Below are 17497 nucleotides of genomic sequence, written 5' to 3'. Positions count from 1 at the left end.
CATTGAAATTATAGTTGAAATTTTAGGAGATGAAGATATTGGCATATACAGCTTCGGACTTATTAGCTAAAATAATTTATGTAGAGGAAAAAAAGAGAAGTATTTGTGGTGCTAGATTAGAGGAAATAAAAAATAATACAAGAATATATGTACTTATCAAAGTGCTTATGAAAAAATTAGATGAGAATATAGAGTTTAATAAAAAATTAAAAGAAGAAGTAGAAAAAACACAAATGGAAGAAATTAATTTTGTTGTATATGATAAGATCTCTTTTTTAATAGATGAATTTAGTAATAAAATTGTAGCACCAGATGTGTTTAATATTAAAAGTGTTTTTAAAAGTTGCTTAGAATTTCAGAAGGATATTTTAGCGCTATATATATATATTCAAGGTAAAGTTGTTCAAAAACAAGCAGATGTAGGTACAAGTACCTATAAGGTATTAAATACTATGATAGCTAAAAAGAAAAAAGAATTAAAGGAATTAGAGGATTTTGAAAAAAAATATTGTTAATTCAAATGAGAGAATTAACAATATTTTTTTATATTTTTATAATATTTAATATTTTACTTATAAATAAAATTTAAATTGCTATATCTCCATAAAGATTAAAAATTATAGATTTAATTTTGCTTGCTTCAAAATCAGGTATAGATATATTCTTTAAAAATTCTAAAGTCGCTAATGGGGATGAGATTAAATCTAGATTTTTATCCATAAGAGCATATTTTAAGTATTCATTATAGTAATTGCAATATGAAAAATAATCTTTTCGTTCTCTTGAAAAAGCTGAGTAGTTCTCCCAGCAAGCAGAGATAATATTTCTACATAGATACAAATTGCAAGGGTGAGGTCTTAGAGAGAAATCTAAGGAACATCCCTTATCTGTAACAAAAGAACATTTTCTAAAAAATAATTTATAGTCAAAACAATTATCTGTAGGTTCATTTTCTTTTATAAACTTTATATATTCTTCTTCTTCAAAAGAACCTTTAACTTCTATAGAATAACTAGATATATTTGAATTTTTATTGTGTAAAAGAGAAATTATAAAATCTTCTTTATCCATATTTAAAATGTTTTTTATGTTAAATAGCGTATATTTGGGAAAATACCAACAGCAGCCTCTATTTTTTACTGAAGTAAATGATGTAGCCTCCATTTCTTTGTTACAATGTCCACAATAATTGCATTTGAAAATAGGAGTATTGTTTACAAATTCATATTCCAATTTGTGCATCGTGCACCTCCAAAAAATTTAATAATATAAATTTAATTCAATAAAATGTAAATTTCAACCTTTAAATGTAATAAAAAATAAACATAAACTAAAGACAGAAAGTTATAATTTAAGTAAAATAAATTATAGAGTTCTATAGAAAATAAAATGAAATTTGAAAAATAAAGTAAGTTATGAATGAATAAAGGCAAAATATATATTAAAATAGTATTAGACACAATTGGTTAATATAATTAATTTGAATGGAGAGATATAATATGCTTAGATTTTTAGATGCCGGAGAATCTCATGGTAAAGCAATGGTAGCTATAATAGATGGAATTCCATCTAACTTTAAAATTGATATAGATTTTATAGATAATGAATTAAAAAGAAGGCAAAAGGGCTATGGTAGAGGAGACAGAATGAAAATAGAAGAAGATAAAGTACAATTTTTATCAGGGGTAAGGGGAAATACCACAACAGGAAATCCAATTACTATGGTTATATATAATAATGATGCCCCTAATTGGAAAAAAATATTATCAAAGGAAGCAAAAAGAGATGAAAAAATAACCATACCTAGACCAGGGCATGGAGATTTAGTAGGATATTTTAAATATGGTACAGGTGATATTAGAGATAGTATAGAAAGAACCTCAGCAAGGGAAACTAGTATAAGAACGGCAGTGGGGGCACTCTGTAAACAAATGCTTAAAAGTATTGGTATAGAAGTAAGAAGTAAGGTTCACAGTATAGGAAATCTTTTCGATGAAAAGGTTGATTTATTTGATCCTTGTAAATATAAAAAAATAGATAACAGCATACTTAGATGCTATAATGAAGAAGTAGAAAAATCTTTTATTAAGAAAATAGATATTTGTAGAGAACAGGGAGAAACTATAGGAGGAACAGTATTTTTATCTATAAAGGGTGTTCCTATAGGACTTGGAAGCTATTCTCAATGGGATAGAAAATTAGATGCTATACTTAGTTATGCTATTATGTCACTTCAAGGAGTTAAGGCTATAGAATTTGGAAATGGTATGGATTTAAATTTAAGAGGAAGTACTTTTAATGATGAAATTATATATGAAAAAGGAAAGATTAAAAGAGTTACAAATAATTGTGGAGGTATAGAAGCTGGAGTTTCAAATGGAGAAAATATAGATATAAAAGTATATATAAAACCCATACCGTCTGTAAGAAAAGATATTAGGACTGTAAATTTAAGAAATAGAAAAGAAACTACAACAAGATATGAGAGATCAGATGTATCTGCTGTTGTACCAGCATCTATTATTTTAGAAAATATAGTTGCTTTTGAAATACTAAAGGAAATATTAAATAAGTTTCCTTCAGATGAATACTATGAATTAAAGAGAAGTATATCAAATTATAGAGGAACTGTATACTTAAGATAGATTTTGATAGGAGAGATATTAATGTTACAAAAGGATAAATTAGTAATATTAGATGGTAATAGCTTAATGAATAGGGCTTTTTATGCATTACCACCATTAACTAATCATGAAGGAATTCATACTAATGGGATATATGGCTTTATAAATATGCTTTTAAAAATTAAAGAGGATATAAAACCAGACTATATAGTTTGTACATTCGATAAAAGTGCACCTACATTTAGGCATGAGGCTTATAAGGATTATAAAGCAGGAAGAAAGAAAATGCCAGAAGAATTGGCAGAGCAATTCCCTATATTAAAGGATTTACTTTCTAAATTGGCAATAGAAATATTTGAGATAGAGGGTTTCGAAGCTGATGATTTAATAGGTACTTTATCTAAATTTGCAGAAGAAAAAAATATAGAAGTTTACATAGTAACTGGAGATAAAGATGCTCTTCAATTGGCGTCAGATACTACAAAGATTTTATTTACTAAAAGAGGTATAACTGAAAGAGAAATATATGATAGACAAAAGGTTATAGATGAAATGGGTGTTACTCCACAAGAATTTATAGATGTAAAAGGGCTTATGGGAGATCCTTCAGACAATATACCAGGAGTTCCTGGTATAGGAGAAAAAACTGCACTAAAACTTATAAAAGAATATGGTAGTGTAGAAAATGTATTAAATAACATAGAAAATTTAAGTGGGAAAAAATTAAAGGAAAATTTAATAGAAAATAGCGAACAGGCTATATTTAGTAAAAAGTTAGCCACTATTATGAGAAATGTTCCTATAGACATGGATTTGGAAAAAATTAAATCTAAAGAAGAATATGATATAAATGGAGTAAGAGAAATATTTACAAAGCTTCAATTTAAAACTTTAATGGATAAAATACTTAAAGGTGAAAATACTAAAGATTTAGAAAATGAAGAAGATGTAATATATGAAGAAATTCATAATATAGATGGTTTATTTAAACTATGCTATACAATAGAAAATAGTGAAGATGAAAAAATATATGTGAATTTTAAAACTACAGATACAAGTTTATATTCTAAAATAGCTTTAGAAAAATTATATATTCTATTTAAAGGAAGTTGCTATGTAATTAATATAAAAGATATAATTGAAGAAAATAAGGATAAAATCGTGGAATTTCTGAAAAATATTTTTGAAAAAAATGGTTCTAGAATAGTAGGTTATGATGTAAAAGTACCAGCTATAGCTCTTAAAAAATTAAGTGTGGAATTCAATATAGCTTCTTTTGATTTAAAAATAGCGGCATATCTTATAGATTCTTCAAAGTCAGACTATGGTTTACCTATATTAATACAAGAGTATTTAAATAAAATTGTAAAAGACGATGAAGAAAAAGAAATAAGAGAAATTTTGTTATTAGAAAAATTATATGTAAATTTAAAAGAACAAATTACTAATTTACAAATGGAAAAACTTTATTATGAAGTAGAATTACCTTTAGCCTTTGTCCTAGCAGATATGGAAGTGGAAGGTTTTAAGGTTGATGGAAAAATGCTAGAAGATATAGGAGATAAACTTCAAGGTGAAATAGAAAAAGTTCAAAAGGAAATATATGAATTAGCAGATGAAGAGTTTAATGTAAATTCACCAAAACAACTGGGAAAAATTTTATTTGAAAAATTGGATTTACCTGTTATAAAGAAAACTAAAACAGGATACTCTACCAATGCACAAGTTTTAGAAGCGTTAGAAGATAAGCATCCTATTATAAATAAAATAAGCTATTACAGACAGCTTACAAAACTGTATTCAACTTATGTAGAAGGACTAAAGAATGTAATAGATGAAGATGGAAGAATACATTCAAGCTTTAACCAAACTGTAACAACTACAGGAAGACTTTCAAGTACAGAACCTAATCTTCAAAATATACCTATAAAATATGAAATGGGCAGGGAAATAAGAAAGGTTTTTGTACCTAATTATGAAAATAGCATTATACTATCAGCAGATTATTCCCAAATAGAGTTAAGGGTTCTTGCTCATATAGCAGATGATAGGAATTTAATAGATGCTTTTAAGCATCATGCAGATATACATACAAAAACTGCATCTGAAGTTTTTAAAGTACCTATAGAAGAAGTAACGGAAACTATGAGAGGAAATGCTAAGGCAGTAAATTTTGGAATAGTATATGGCATAGGAGATTTTAGTTTAGCTAAAGATTTAAAAATTTCTAGAAAAGAAGCAAAGGGATATATAGATACTTATTTTGAAAGATATCCTAATGTAAAAAAATACATGGATGAAACTATAGATAAAGCCAAAAAGGATATGTATGTGACTACCATATTAAATAGGAGAAGGTTTATACCAGAAATAGGCAATAGAAATAAAATAGTAAAAGCCTTAGGAGAAAGGTTAGCTATGAATACACCTATTCAGGGAAGTGCTGCTGATATAATAAAAATGGCTATGGTTAAAGTCTTTAATGCACTTAAAGAAAGAAATTTAAAAAGTAAAATTATATTACAAGTTCACGATGAGCTTATATTAAATGTTTATAAAGATGAATTAAAAGAGATTGAGAGTATAGTTAAAGATTGCATGGAAAATGTATTACCCCTTAGTGTACCACTTGAAGTTGACATAAATAAAGGAGAAAATTGGTATGATGCTAAGTGATATAGATCTAAAATGGTTTAAAGAAAAATATTGTAAAAAAAATAAGGCGAAGTTTTTAAAAATAGGTCTTACTGGAGGCATTGGAAGCGGCAAAAGTACTATTGCTAAAATGTTTAAAGATAAAGGTATAGATGTAATAGATGCAGATAAAATAGCAAGAGAAGTTTTAGAAAAATATCCTTCTATACTGGAATATATTAAAGATAACTTTGGAGAAAAATATTTAGATGAATATGGCGATTTAAAAAGAAGAGAGTTTGGAAACTATATATTTTCTTGCTCAAAAGAAGAAAGAAAAAAATATGAAGATATAATAATACCATATATAAAGATGGAAATAGAAAATCAATTTAAATTGTATAAAGAAATGGGTAAAAAAGTTTGCTTACTAGATGCACCTCTGTTAATTGAACAGGATATGCAAAAGGATTTAGATTTTGTAATACTTTCATGGGTGGATAAGATAACTCAAATAAAAAGGGTTGGAATTAGGGATAATTTACAAGAGAATGAAATATTAAATAGAATAGAGGCACAAATTCCCTTAGATGAAAAAAGAGAGTTAGTAGATTTTGTAGTAGATAATAGTGGTACCATTGAAGAAACTAAAATGCAAATGGAAAAACTATTTAAATTTATCAATTGTTTATAGGAAGTGGGAGGTTAATTTGAAAAAGCTGTTTAAATTAGTTTGGATAATTATTATAGTAATACTTTTAATAAATTTATCAATGTTTTTTGTAAAAAAGGTTTATCCATTAAAGTATTCGGAAAGTATATTTTATTATTCAAATAAAAATAATTTAGATCCTTATTTAGTGGCGTCTATAATAAAAACAGAAAGTAATTGCAATCCAAATGCAGTTTCAAATAAAAATGCTACAGGTCTTATGCAGATAACACCAGAAACAGGCAAATGGATAGCTGAACAGATGAAGATAAATGACTTTAGTGTAGAAAGATTACATGAACCTGAATTAAATATATCAATGGGATGTTGGTATTTAGATAATTTAAGAACTGAATTTAAAGATATTGAGTTAGTTATAGCAGCCTATAATGCAGGACGAGGAAATGTTCAAAAATGGTTAAAAAACAGTGAGCATTCTAAAGATGGACAAAACTTACACAATATACCCTTTGAAGAGACGGATAAGTATGTGAAAAAAGTAAAGGTAAATTATAAGATATATAAATTTTTGTATGACAGATAGAAACTTTAGTCAATGAACAATTAATAATTAATAATGAACAATTAAGGAGGATTTTCTTTCTTGTGTCAGAAAATCTTTAATTTTATTGGCTTAGGCATGCAGTTGTTTTATGAGTAGTTCGTTCAGCTTTGCTGAACATCAGGATTCTATACAATTAAAATTTTTTTGTAACATTAGTGGAGAAAAAATATCCATAATTATTCATTATTCCTTGTTCATTATTCATTAATTAAGGTGTTGACAAATGCAATAGGAATAGTATAATTTATTTATAATGCAGGTGTGCTGGAATTGGCAGACAGGCACGCTTGAGGTGCGTGTGTTCAATGAACGTATGGGTTCAAGTCCCTTCACCTGCACCAAAAATACTCTTGAAAAAATAAAGTTTATTTGATATAATACAAGAAGAGAACAAAAGAATAATTTCTGAAATATTTGAGGGCTCTATATTTTGAACCTACAGAGCATAAAAGGGAGTTCAAAATTTAGATATAGAATTAACCAATAAGACCAGTTTAAGGCAAGGATAATGAAGTATCTGTGAGAACACCCACCTATCAGAAGATAGGGTGTCAAAATTAGGGCAAACGGTATTTTGGATTTAAAGTTGAGAATAAAGAGAGACATTAATGTCTCTCTTTTTATTTTTTTAGTCATATTATGAATACTTAATATGTTTTGTCAAATAATATATTAGGTAGAAAATCATATCATATGGAGTGGTTTTATGGTAAATTGTCTAAAAAAACTTCTAGGATCTAAAAAGAATAGAAATAATAATATAAATAAAGATAATACTAAAGAATACGTCATAAAAAAATCACTTGAAGAGAATACAGAACTATGATAAGACGAAGAATTAATTCCTCAGAATTAAAATTTCATTTTAAGGAAATGGGGGTTAGAACTAAAACAAAAATTTGTATAGCGTATATGGATGGAATAGTAAACAAAAAAATATTAAATGAATTAGGAGATAGACTAAATAAAATTGATATAGAAGGTTTTTTTTCTACAGGTACAATACAAGAATTTATAAGGGATAATCCTCTTTCCCCTTTTAATACCATAGGAAATACAGAAAGACCAGATGTAGTTGCATCTAAACTTTTACAAGGAAGAATTGCTTTATTGTGTGAAGGATCTCCCACAGTTCTAACTTTACCATACTTATTTATAGAGCATTTTCAAGTGAATGAAGATTATTATGATAACTTTCTATATGCTTCTATAAATAGATTTCTAAGAATAATAGCTTTTATATTAACTATAACTATTCCAGCAATTTATGTTGCTTTTGTTACATTTCATAAAGAGATGATTCCTATTAAATTAGCTTTTAGTATATATTTAGCAAGAGAAGGTGTACCACTACCTACAGCTATAGAGGCAATTTTAATGTTGATTACTTTTGAGATAATAAGGGAAGCTGGAATAAGATTACCCAAACATATAGGTGCCACTGTAAGTATTGTAGGAGCTTTAGTATTAGGTGATGCTGCTGTAAATGCTAAATTTGTAAGTGATCCTATAGTAATTGTAACAGCTATTGCAGGAATATCTGAACTAATATTATATGAACTGAGAACAGGTGTAATTGTTTGGAGATTTATATTTTTAATTTTAGCTTCTATTTTAGGAATATATGGAGTGATTTTTGCAGGTATGGCATTAATTATTCAATTAATGTCTATAAAGACTTTTGGAATTCCATATATGTTAAAACTAATAGATTTAGAAAAATACAACATAGTGGATTCAACAATAAGAGCACCATGGTGGTTATTGAAATATAGAACAAAATTTATTTCTAAAGATAGAATACGACTTAAAGATTATGTAAAGAGAAGGAAAAGCAATGAAAGTAATTAAAAATAAAATTATTATTTTTTTTATGATAATTTTCCATATAATATCCTTTTGTGGGTGTTGGGATTATTCAGAAGTTGATGATTTTAAACATGTAGCAGGTGTAGCTGTAGATAAAGACAAAGATAAAGACGAATATATAGTTACCGTAGAAATACTAGAAACATATCCAGGTTCAAAGCAATTAAAATCTCATGTAGTACAAAGTAGAGATAAAACTATACATTCAGCATTTAGAGACGCAATAAAAAAAATAGGAAATAAACTTCAACTTTCCCATGCAAGAGTATTTATAGTGAGCAAAGATATTGCAGAAGAAGGGATAGTACCTGTTATTGATTTGATTAATAGAGATGTTGAAGTGAGAAATGATATGTGGATTGTGGTATCTAAAGAAGATCTTGCATCAGAAATACTTACTAAGCCTAAAAGTGAACAAAAGATAATATCTTATGATATAGAAGCTGCTATTAAGAACAGTGCTAAAGTAGGAAAATATATAGGGATACAAACTTTTCAACATTGAGGTAGCTATATCTGAATTAGCAGATTCAGGAATAAATTATATTGATGAAGAAGGAAGAAATAAATTAAAAAATTGGTCAGAAGAGCGAATAGAAAGTGATTGCAATTTATTAATAGAAAAACTTAAAAAACAATATAAAAGCGATATTATAGGTTTTGGAAGAGAGCTTAAAAGAAAGAAGCCTGATGAGTGGAAAAAGATTTCTAGCAATTGGGATGAAATATTTGAGGCTTTAGATATTAATATATCTGTAAATATAGATATAAAATATAGTGGATTAACTAGCAAGAATATAGAAGTAAAGAACTAAAGTGATATATGGAGGCATTTATGAAAAAAGAAAGTATATCTAATAAACAAATACAGCTTCTTATATTTAGTTATTGCATAGGTGCATATTTATTGTTTAGCATGGGAACAGGAGAAAAACAAAATATTTGGATATCCTCTATTTTAGCTATAATATTTACTATACCTATTGTAATGATGTATGGTAGAATTATGAATTTATATCCAGGTGAAAATATTTTTACTATTTTAGAACAGGTATTTGGAAAGGTATTTGGAAAAGTTTTCAATATAATATTTATTTTTCATGCATTCTTTTTAGGTGCTTACATATTAAGAGATTTTGCAGATTTTATAAAGGTAACTGCCCTTTTTAGTACACCTATAATTGTACCTATGATATGTATTGGAATTTTGAGTACATGGATATTAACAGAAGGTATCGAGGTTTTAGCAGCTTGGGCTAAATTTTTAATAAGGATTATATTAATATCTATGACTTTAATATGGATAATGTTAATTCCAGAAATGCATATCTCAAATTTGCAACCAGTTTTTTATGCAGATTTAAAAGATATATTAAGTCAATCTCTTCATTTAATCACTTTCCCTTTTAGTGAAGTAGTTATATTCTTAAATTTTTTTGATCATGTTGATTATAATAATAAAACTAAGAATGTATTCATTAAACCCTTAATCCTAGGGGGAATATTAGTTGTTTTATATACTATGATTAATTTAATGATATTAGGGGGAGAATTATATTCATTTTTCTATTATCCTAGTTATGAATCTATAAAAAGATTAAATTTAGCTGGTGAGTTTCAAAGATTAGAAATAATAGTTTCTATAGGTTTTACTATAATACAATTTCTTGAAATAAATTTTTGTGTGTTAGGAGTATCAAAGGGTATTACTAAGGTTTTTAATTTTAAAAATTATAGAAGTACTTTAATACCTATAGTTATTTTATTGATAATTTTTGCTTATGTGATGTTTGGAAGTGCTATGGATGCTTTTGAAGTTAAAAAAAAGATTTGGCCAGCTTATGGAATTGTAATGCAGATAATATTACCTTGTGTAATATTTATATTTGCAAGTGTTAATAAAAAAATAAGCTTTCTAAATGTAATAAATAGTTTTACTAAATATTACCTCAATAATATTTAGTAAATTTCCCTACAATAATACTAATTTATTGTATAATAATGGTATGTAAGAAATTTAGGAGGGAAATAATGAATAAAATGAGACTTAATAAGAAAATTGCCAGTATTGTAATTTCAATGACAATAGCTTTTAATATGTTTATACCCATTAACGTACAAGCCTTGGGAAAGTTTGATATTAAATCTTCTTTCATATCTAAGGAAATAGACAATAAAAGGTTGGAAATAGTTCCAGGAGTAACGGAAAAATCATATAATTTTATAGATAAGGATGGTAAAAAACAATATGTATCTTTGATAGAGGTAAAATGGACAAGTTCTAAAGTTGGTATTAAAGCTGGAACACCTAATAATAAGGATAGTTATGGAATGCAATCTGTAATTATGCAAGCAAAAGCAGCCATTACATCAGGAAATAATGTTGTTGGAGCAGTGAATGGAGATTTTTATTATACTGTAACCGGTGAACCCATTGGAATAGTATATAAAAATGGAAAGGCGATAAAATCAAATCCTGCACCAGAATGGAACTTTTTTGGTGTTTTACAAGATGGAACTCCAATAATAGGAGATATGAAAAAATATAATGAAGTTAAAGAAAGTTTACAAGAAGCTCTGGGAGGCAATGCCATACTTGTTAAAGATGGTAAGACTTATCAAACTCCCAATGTAGGTGCCAATAGAGAACCAAGAACAGCAGTAGGAATTAAAAAAGATGGTACTATATTTTTTATAACTGTAGATGGAAGGCAAGAAGGTTATTCATCAGGAATTTCTATGCCTAATTTAGCACAGCTAATGATAGATTTAGGAGCTGTACAAGCACTGAACCTAGACGGAGGAGGATCAACAACTTTTGTTTCAAGAAAATTAGGAAGTGAAGATTTAATATTGAAAAACAGACCTTCTGGTGGAACTATGAGAAGCGTTGGGAATTCTTGGTTAATAATTAATAAAGAAGAATCTGATGGTATTGTTTCATTAGCTCATATAGAACCCTTTCATAAAACGTTCAAAGAAGGTACCAAAATTCAATTTAAAGCTACTGGTGTAGATAAAGGGGGAAAAATAATCTCGCTGCCTCAAGGATCTATAGATTGGAGGCTTTCAGATAATTCCTATGGAACTATTGATAATACAGGAAACTTTGAATCTAACGGAAAAATTGGACAGTTTCAAGTTCAAGCAAGTTATAATGATATAATTATAGGAAGTACTTGGGTTGGAATTGTTAAACCTGTAGAAGATAGTAAATTTACTATAGAAAATAAAACTAGAATATCTGGTAAAAATAGATTTGAAACAGCTGCTTCTATAGCTAAATCCATGTATAAAAATGGATGTGGAAATGTAATTATAGCTAATGGGTATAACTATACAGATCAAATATCTGCAAGTATTTTAGGAAGTAATTTAAAAGCACCTGTACTCTTAGTAGGAAATAATGAAAAGCAAGATAAAGAAGCTTTAGATTACATAAAAAAGTATATGAATAAAGATGGAAAAGTGTTTATTGTAGGTGGGAATGGTGCAGTAAGAGAAGAATTTGTAAGTAAGCTAAAATTATTGGAAATTAAAAATATAGACAGAATGGATGGTAAAAATAGATATGAAACCAATATTAAAACCAATGACAAATTAAATATTAAAAAGGGAAGCCCAATAATTATAGCTAATGGGGAAGGTTTTGCAGATTCTTTAAGTATAGTTAGTATTGCCCAAATGAAAAATTATCCCATAATATTAACTAACAAAAATAGTTTATCGAAAGATGTAGAGAATTATATAAGAAATATATCTCCATCTAAAGTTCATATTGTAGGCGGAGAAGGTGTGGTAAGCAAAGAAGTTGAAAATAGACTTAGTAAATTAACAGGGTTGAATAAGGATAATATAATAAGGCTTCAAGGAGCAAATAGATACGATACAAATTTAAGTGTATTAAAATATTTTGATACAATAGGAGATACTTTAGCTATAGCATCAGGTATAACCTTTCCAGATTCCTTAGTTGGAAGTGTATATGCTTCATCTAAAAATGCTCCTATATTATTAGTAAATAATGACATGGATTTAGTAGAACAAAATAAATATATAGATTTAAAAAAGTATAAAAATTGCATAATATTTGGTGGAACAGGTGTTGTGAAAGATTCCATATTTAAAAATTAAAAGTCAGATGATTAATCATCTGACTTTTAATTTTAGTTTCCAAAAAATACATGATTCAAATTAAAAAATCTATGTTAAAATATATCATTATAAGGAGGAATTTTAAATGGGAAGAAAAAGAAATTCGCTGAAATTTTTAATAGTATTTTTATCAGTATTTTTCATTTTTACATCTAAAGCATCAGCAACTCCAGGGATTAAGAGGTTTGGTGGAGACAATAGATATGAAACATCAGTGAAAATCTCCCGAAATAATTGGACAACATCTAACTATGTTATATTGGTATCTGGGGAGGATTATCCAGATGCATTAACTGCTTCACCCTTATCTAAAAAATATAATGCGCCTATTTTATTAACTCAAAGTGGAAAGATAAATAGTATAACTTTAGAGGAAATAAAAAGATTAAATGCTAAAAATGTAATTATATTAGGGGGACCGTCTATAGTATCTGAAAGTACAGTAAATATATTAAAAAATATGGCAATAAATTGTACTCGTGTATACGGCAAGGATAGATATGAAACCAGTGTAAAGGTGGCTAAAATGGTTGGTACTAGCAATGGAATATTTATTGCATCAGGAAGTGGTTTTGCAGATGCTGTATCGGCAGCACCTATATCAGCTTCAAGACAAATGCCTATTCTTCTTACATCACCCAATAAGTTGTCAGATGTAGTAAGAAATTTTATAGTAGAGAATAAAAATAGTACATATTATGTAGTTGGAGGATATGCTTCAGTTAACCCAATAGCTGTAGATGGCATTATCAACTATAAAAGATTAAGTGGACAAAACAGGTATGAGACAAATTTAGCAGTTATAAATGGTTTTATAAATAATATAAATTTTAATAGTACTTATTTAGCAAGTGGACAAGGTTATGCAGATGCGCTATCTGGATCTGCTGCAGCTGGGAAAAGTTCATCACCAATTATATTGGTAAATAATTCAATTAGCACTAATTCTATAATAAAATCAAAATTGGATATTATATCTACCATAAATGTATTAGGAGGCACTGGTGTAATATCAGATACATTAGTAAATAAACTCATACAAAATCAAAAAACAAATATAAAAGTTTGTTTAGATGCAGGTCATGGAGGATATGATCCTGGAGCCATTGGTCCTACAGGAGTTAAAGAGAAAGATGTAACACTTTCAATAACTTTAAAAGTGGGAAGAATACTTAAGCAAAATGGTGTGGATGTTGTATATACAAGAACCACCGATAATGTATCCTGGCCATCAAACGAAAGTGAAGATCTTAAAAAACGTTGTGATATAGCAAATGCTTCTAATGCACAATATTTTGTATCCATACATGCCAATAGTGCAAGTATTTCAGAAGCTAAGGGAACAGAAGTATATTATTCTCCTGGTAGTGTAAATGGAGAAAAATTAGCAAAATATATACAAGATGAAGTTGTAAAAGCTACAGAACTATATAATAGAGGTATAAAAACAGCAAATTTCTATGTTTTAAGAAACACAAATGCTCCAGCAGCACTTGTAGAAACAGGATTTATTAGTAATCCTAAAGAAGAGAAGCTTTTGAAAAGGGATGCTTTTCAAGAAAAAATGGCACAGGCTATAGCAAAAGGAATTTTAAGAGCAGTGAACAACTAATAATGAATAATGAACAATTTAGGTGGATTTTCTTCCTTGCGTCAGAAACTCTTTAATTTTATTAGATTAGGCATGCAGTTGTTCTATGAGTAGTTCCTTCAGCTTTGCTAAACATCAGGATTCTATACAATTAAAATTTTTTCGTAACGCTAGTGGAGAAAAAATATCCACAATTATTCATTATTAATTGTTCATTATTCATTAATAAAAGGCTGCTGTTGCAGCTTTTTTATTTTATCTTTAAAAGATTGGATTTAATAAGAGAAATTTTTACCTTTATACCTATTAAATAAGCTATAAATATTTTTACTATATCTAAAGGAATAAAAGGAACAGCCCCCACCATTATAGACTTTTTAATAGGCATTTTTGTAACAAAGGATAATTGTAAAACTCCTATAGAATAACAAAATATTAATGAAATTATTAGACCTAAAGACAATGAAATAATTCCTATATCTTTTTCTGAAATCTTACCTACAATAAAAGCAACTATAGGAAAACTTATTAAAAATCCACCAGTAGGACCTACTATAGATTGGAATCCACCAGAAAAATGAGAAAATACAGGAACCCCTACTGCTCCAAGTAGTAAATAAATAATTTGTGATAATGTAGCTAGTCTACTTCCTAAAATAATTGATGATAAATATATAGCAAAAATTTGAAGAGTTATAGGTACAGGGCTAAAAGGAAGAGGTATAGAAATTTGAGACATTACTGCTGTCAAAGCAGTAAAAGTAGCAGCTACACTTATATCTCTTATTGAAAGTTTATTATTCATATAAATCCCTCCAGTACATTGTTAACTATAATTATGATAAGAGTTTACAATTAAATTATATTTAAAATTTGTTCGTATGTCAACCTAATTATCAAAATAGATTAACAATATATAATGAACAAATTACATGAATTTTTTATTGGGTTAGAAAACTTTTATTTAGTATTTAGTGAATAATTAATGATAAGTAGTTAATAATTTAAGTAAATTTTGTTAGAGTTATTAAATGTGTTAAAATGTTATAAGCTAATAAAGTAAATAAAAGGTGGGATAAAATGTTACAAAAGGCCAAAGAAGCTTTAAGTAAATATTTTGGATACGATGAATTTAGAGATGCGCAAGAAAAAGTAATAGAAAGTATTTTAAATAAAAAGGATACCGTAGCTATCATGCCAACAGGGGCAGGAAAATCTATTTGTTATCAAATACCTGCTCTACTTATACAAGGAGTTACCATAGTAATATCTCCACTTATTTCTTTAATGAAGGATCAAGTGGATTCATTAAAAGAAATGGGGGTAAAAGCTACTTTCATAAATAGCTCATTAAATAATTTAGAAATACAAGAGAGAATATTTAATGCAAATATGGGAATGTATGATCTTATTTACTTAGCACCAGAAAGATTAGAATCAGAGGAGTTTTGTCGTAGTTTAAATGAATTAAATATTTCATTAATAGCTGTAGATGAGGCCCACTGCGTATCTCAATGGGGACACGATTTTAGACCAAGTTATACAAGAATTAGTAGATTTATTGAAGGATTAGAAAAAAGACCTATAGTGACAGCTTTTACAGCAACAGCTACTAAAATGGTTAGAGAAGATATATTAAAATTATTGGCATTAAAAGATCCCCAGGTTTTTGTAACAGGAGTTAATAGAGAAAATCTAAAATTTATTGTTATAAAGGGCGAGGATAAAGATGAATTTATATATAATTATTTAAATAATAATAAAGGAAAAACAGGTATTATATATACATCTACTAGAAAAGAAGCAGAAAATTTATATAGAAAATTAGAAAGAAAAGGACATAAAGTTGGGGTTTATCATGCTGGTTTAGGAGATGCTGAAAGAAGAAAAATACAAGAAGCTTTTTCTTTTGATAATATAGATATAATAGTTGCAACTAACGCCTTTGGTATGGGAATAGACAAATCTAATGTTAGATATGTTATACATTATAATATGCCTAAAAATATGGAAGCTTATTATCAAGAAGCAGGTCGTGCAGGAAGAGATGGAGAAGAAAGTGAGTGCATATTACTTTTTTCTCCTAGAGATATACAAATTCAAAAGTATTTTATAGATCAAAGTTTTTTATCACCTGTAAGAAAAAATAATGAATACAATAAGCTAAGAGCAATGGTAGATTATTGTTATACATCTAGGTGTTTAAGAGCGTATATATTAGAGTATTTTGATGAAGAACCTTTTATAGAAAACTGTGGCAATTGCAGTACTTGCAACGATGATAGAGAAAAGAAGAATATAACAATAGAAGCACAAAAAATATTTTCTTGTGTATACAGAATGAAAGAGTCTTTTGGAGTAAATATGATAGCAGATACACTTAAAGGTTCAAGAAATAAAAAGGTATTAAATGCAGGATTAGATAAACTATCTACCTATGGAATAATGGAGGAATTTACTCAAAAGGAAATATCCTCACTAATAAATAAACTTATAGCAGATGGATACTTAACGACAACCGATGATAAGTTTCCGGTAGTAAAACTTCAACCTAGAGCTAATGAAGTTTTGAGAGGAAATGAATCTGTTTATATTAAAATAACAAAGACCAAAAAAATATCAAAACCTGATAATGATTTATTGGAAATTTTAAAGGATATAAGAAAAGAAATTTCACAAGAAGTGGGGATACCGCCTTTTATGATTTTTCATGATGCTACTTTAAAGGAACTTAGTGAGTATATGCCTCAGGATATGGAAAGTTTTTTAAGAATAAAAGGAGTAGGAGAAAAAAAGGCTGAAGTATATGGAGAAAAGTTTATAAATGCAATTTCTAATTATGTAAAAGATAAAAATATAATAGTCAAATTTCATAAAGAAGATAACTTTGATAAAAAGTCTAAAGAAAAAACTCATGTAATAACCTATAATCTCTATAAAGAAGGAAAAAGCATAGAAGAAATTTCAAAAGAAAGAAATTTACAGATATCAACTATACAGGAACATTTATTTAAATGTTTAAATGAAAATATGAAGGTTAATGTAGATGATCTTATAAAAAAGGATTATGAAAAGATCATATTAGATACAATTAAGACAATTGGTGGGAATAAGTTAAAACCTATAAAAGAAGCTTTACCAGAAGAAGTAGATTATATGTCAATAAAATCTGTTTGGTATAAATACGGAAAAATAGTATGATTTGAAAAGCATGCGTAAGTGTAAATTTACATTTACGTGTCTTTTTTTTGTGTGAAATTTTAATATGAAAAATAGTTAATTATTGTAATAAATGCAAAAACATATTAATAAACTGTATAAAGCAAATTTAAATAAGGAGGATTTAT

14 protein-coding genes, 1 tRNA gene and 1 other RNA gene are annotated in these 17497 nt (G+C 27.6%); 14 read left to right on the top strand and 2 right to left on the bottom strand.

Annotated features, from left to right (window positions below):
- The first annotated feature begins 38 nt into the window (after window positions 1-38).
- Complete coding sequence (locus tag CKV72_RS09035) at window positions 39-515, top strand: hypothetical protein (protein ID WP_089863773.1); 477 nt, start codon at window positions 39-41, stop codon at window positions 513-515.
- Between the two features lie 70 nt (window positions 516-585).
- Here CKV72_RS09035 and CKV72_RS09030 read toward each other — a convergent pair whose 3' ends face one another.
- On the bottom strand, window positions 586-1242 hold the full coding sequence (locus tag CKV72_RS09030; RefSeq protein ID WP_095178093.1) for a hypothetical protein: 657 nt from the start codon (window positions 1240-1242) through the stop codon (window positions 586-588).
- A gap of 257 nt (window positions 1243-1499) precedes the next feature.
- Between CKV72_RS09030 and aroC the strand changes: the two genes are divergently transcribed.
- The 12 genes from aroC to CKV72_RS08970 all read left to right on the top strand — a co-directional run bounded on the left by aroC (window position 1500) and on the right by CKV72_RS08970 (window position 14171).
- The gene (gene aroC / locus CKV72_RS09025; protein WP_169712369.1) at window positions 1500-2645 is read left to right on the top strand and encodes a chorismate synthase; all 1146 of its coding nucleotides are present in this window, start codon (window positions 1500-1502) and stop codon (window positions 2643-2645) included.
- A 21-nt stretch (window positions 2646-2666) separates the two neighbouring features.
- Window positions 2667-5300, top strand: a complete 2634-nt coding sequence (gene polA / locus CKV72_RS09020) for a DNA polymerase I (protein WP_095178092.1) — start codon at window positions 2667-2669, stop codon at window positions 5298-5300.
- A 109-nt stretch (window positions 5301-5409) separates the two neighbouring features.
- On the top strand, window positions 5410-5952 hold the full coding sequence (coaE, locus tag CKV72_RS09015) for a dephospho-CoA kinase (RefSeq protein ID WP_238056512.1): 543 nt from the start codon (window positions 5410-5412) through the stop codon (window positions 5950-5952).
- Window positions 5953-5968: 16 nt separating this feature from the next.
- The gene (locus CKV72_RS09010; RefSeq protein WP_169712368.1) at window positions 5969-6514 is read left to right on the top strand and encodes a lytic transglycosylase domain-containing protein; all 546 of its coding nucleotides are present in this window, start codon (window positions 5969-5971) and stop codon (window positions 6512-6514) included.
- 276 nt (window positions 6515-6790) lie between these two features.
- Window positions 6791-6876 (top strand) — tRNA-Leu (locus CKV72_RS09005).
- Between the two features lie 58 nt (window positions 6877-6934).
- A non-coding RNA gene (gene ssrS / locus CKV72_RS09000) (6S RNA) lies at window positions 6935-7120 on the top strand.
- Between the two features lie 237 nt (window positions 7121-7357).
- On the top strand, window positions 7358-8386 hold the full coding sequence (locus CKV72_RS08995) for a spore germination protein (RefSeq protein WP_089863784.1): 1029 nt from the start codon (window positions 7358-7360) through the stop codon (window positions 8384-8386).
- Window positions 8373-8909 carry a Ger(x)C family spore germination protein gene (locus CKV72_RS08990; RefSeq protein ID WP_095178089.1) on the top strand — a complete coding sequence of 179 codons (537 nt, stop codon included), beginning with the start codon at window positions 8373-8375 and terminating at the stop codon, window positions 8907-8909. Before CKV72_RS08995 ends, CKV72_RS08990 begins: the two co-directional genes overlap by 14 nt.
- Window positions 8905-9219: a Ger(x)C family spore germination C-terminal domain-containing protein gene (locus CKV72_RS12610; protein ID WP_089864036.1), complete on the top strand. Its 315-nt coding sequence runs from the start codon at window positions 8905-8907 to the stop codon at window positions 9217-9219. Before CKV72_RS08990 ends, CKV72_RS12610 begins: the two co-directional genes overlap by 5 nt.
- A gap of 20 nt (window positions 9220-9239) precedes the next feature.
- Complete coding sequence (locus CKV72_RS08980; RefSeq protein ID WP_095178088.1) at window positions 9240-10367, top strand: GerAB/ArcD/ProY family transporter; 1128 nt, start codon at window positions 9240-9242, stop codon at window positions 10365-10367.
- A 68-nt stretch (window positions 10368-10435) separates the two neighbouring features.
- Window positions 10436-12538, top strand: a complete 2103-nt coding sequence (locus CKV72_RS08975; RefSeq protein WP_169712367.1) for a cell wall-binding repeat-containing protein — start codon at window positions 10436-10438, stop codon at window positions 12536-12538.
- Window positions 12539-12644: 106 nt separating this feature from the next.
- Window positions 12645-14171: an N-acetylmuramoyl-L-alanine amidase gene (locus CKV72_RS08970; protein ID WP_095178087.1), complete on the top strand. Its 1527-nt coding sequence runs from the start codon at window positions 12645-12647 to the stop codon at window positions 14169-14171.
- A gap of 229 nt (window positions 14172-14400) precedes the next feature.
- Here CKV72_RS08970 and CKV72_RS08965 read toward each other — a convergent pair whose 3' ends face one another.
- Window positions 14401-14955 carry a biotin transporter BioY gene (locus CKV72_RS08965; RefSeq protein WP_089863795.1) on the bottom strand — a complete coding sequence of 185 codons (555 nt, stop codon included), beginning with the start codon at window positions 14953-14955 and terminating at the stop codon, window positions 14401-14403.
- Between the two features lie 275 nt (window positions 14956-15230).
- Here CKV72_RS08965 and recQ point away from each other — a divergent pair, with 275 nt between their 5' ends.
- On the top strand, window positions 15231-17351 hold the full coding sequence (gene recQ / locus CKV72_RS08960) for a DNA helicase RecQ (protein WP_089863797.1): 2121 nt from the start codon (window positions 15231-15233) through the stop codon (window positions 17349-17351).
- Window positions 17352-17497 lie beyond the last annotated feature (146 nt).

Source organism: Clostridium cochlearium (assembly GCF_900187165.1).
Taxonomy (GTDB): Bacteria; Bacillota; Clostridia; order Clostridiales; family Clostridiaceae; genus Clostridium_G; species Clostridium_G cochlearium.
Note: the sequence above shows the minus strand (reverse complement) of the source record. Positions and strands in the feature narration are given on the sequence as shown.

Bases quoted from the DNA above. Each gene is read 5' to 3' on its own strand.
- CKV72_RS08975 (WP_169712367.1), top strand. From the start codon at position 10,436: ATGAATAAAATGAGACTTAATAAGAAAATTGCCAGTATTGTAATTTCA.
- aroC (WP_169712369.1), top strand. From the start codon at position 1,500: ATGCTTAGATTTTTAGATGCCGGAGAATCTCATGGTAAAGCAATGGTA.
- coaE (WP_238056512.1), top strand. From the start codon at position 5,410: ATGTTTAAAGATAAAGGTATAGATGTAATAGATGCAGATAAAATAGCA.
- polA (WP_095178092.1), top strand. From the start codon at position 2,667: ATGTTACAAAAGGATAAATTAGTAATATTAGATGGTAATAGCTTAATG.
- CKV72_RS08965 (WP_089863795.1), bottom strand. From the start codon at position 14,955: ATGAATAATAAACTTTCAATAAGAGATATAAGTGTAGCTGCTACTTTT.
- recQ (WP_089863797.1), top strand. From the start codon at position 15,231: ATGTTACAAAAGGCCAAAGAAGCTTTAAGTAAATATTTTGGATACGAT.
- CKV72_RS08970 (WP_095178087.1), top strand. From the start codon at position 12,645: ATGGGAAGAAAAAGAAATTCGCTGAAATTTTTAATAGTATTTTTATCA.
- CKV72_RS08980 (WP_095178088.1), top strand. From the start codon at position 9,240: ATGAAAAAAGAAAGTATATCTAATAAACAAATACAGCTTCTTATATTT.
- CKV72_RS08990 (WP_095178089.1), top strand. From the start codon at position 8,373: ATGAAAGTAATTAAAAATAAAATTATTATTTTTTTTATGATAATTTTC.
- CKV72_RS09030 (WP_095178093.1), bottom strand. From the start codon at position 1,242: ATGCACAAATTGGAATATGAATTTGTAAACAATACTCCTATTTTCAAA.
- CKV72_RS08995 (WP_089863784.1), top strand. From the start codon at position 7,358: ATGATAAGACGAAGAATTAATTCCTCAGAATTAAAATTTCATTTTAAG.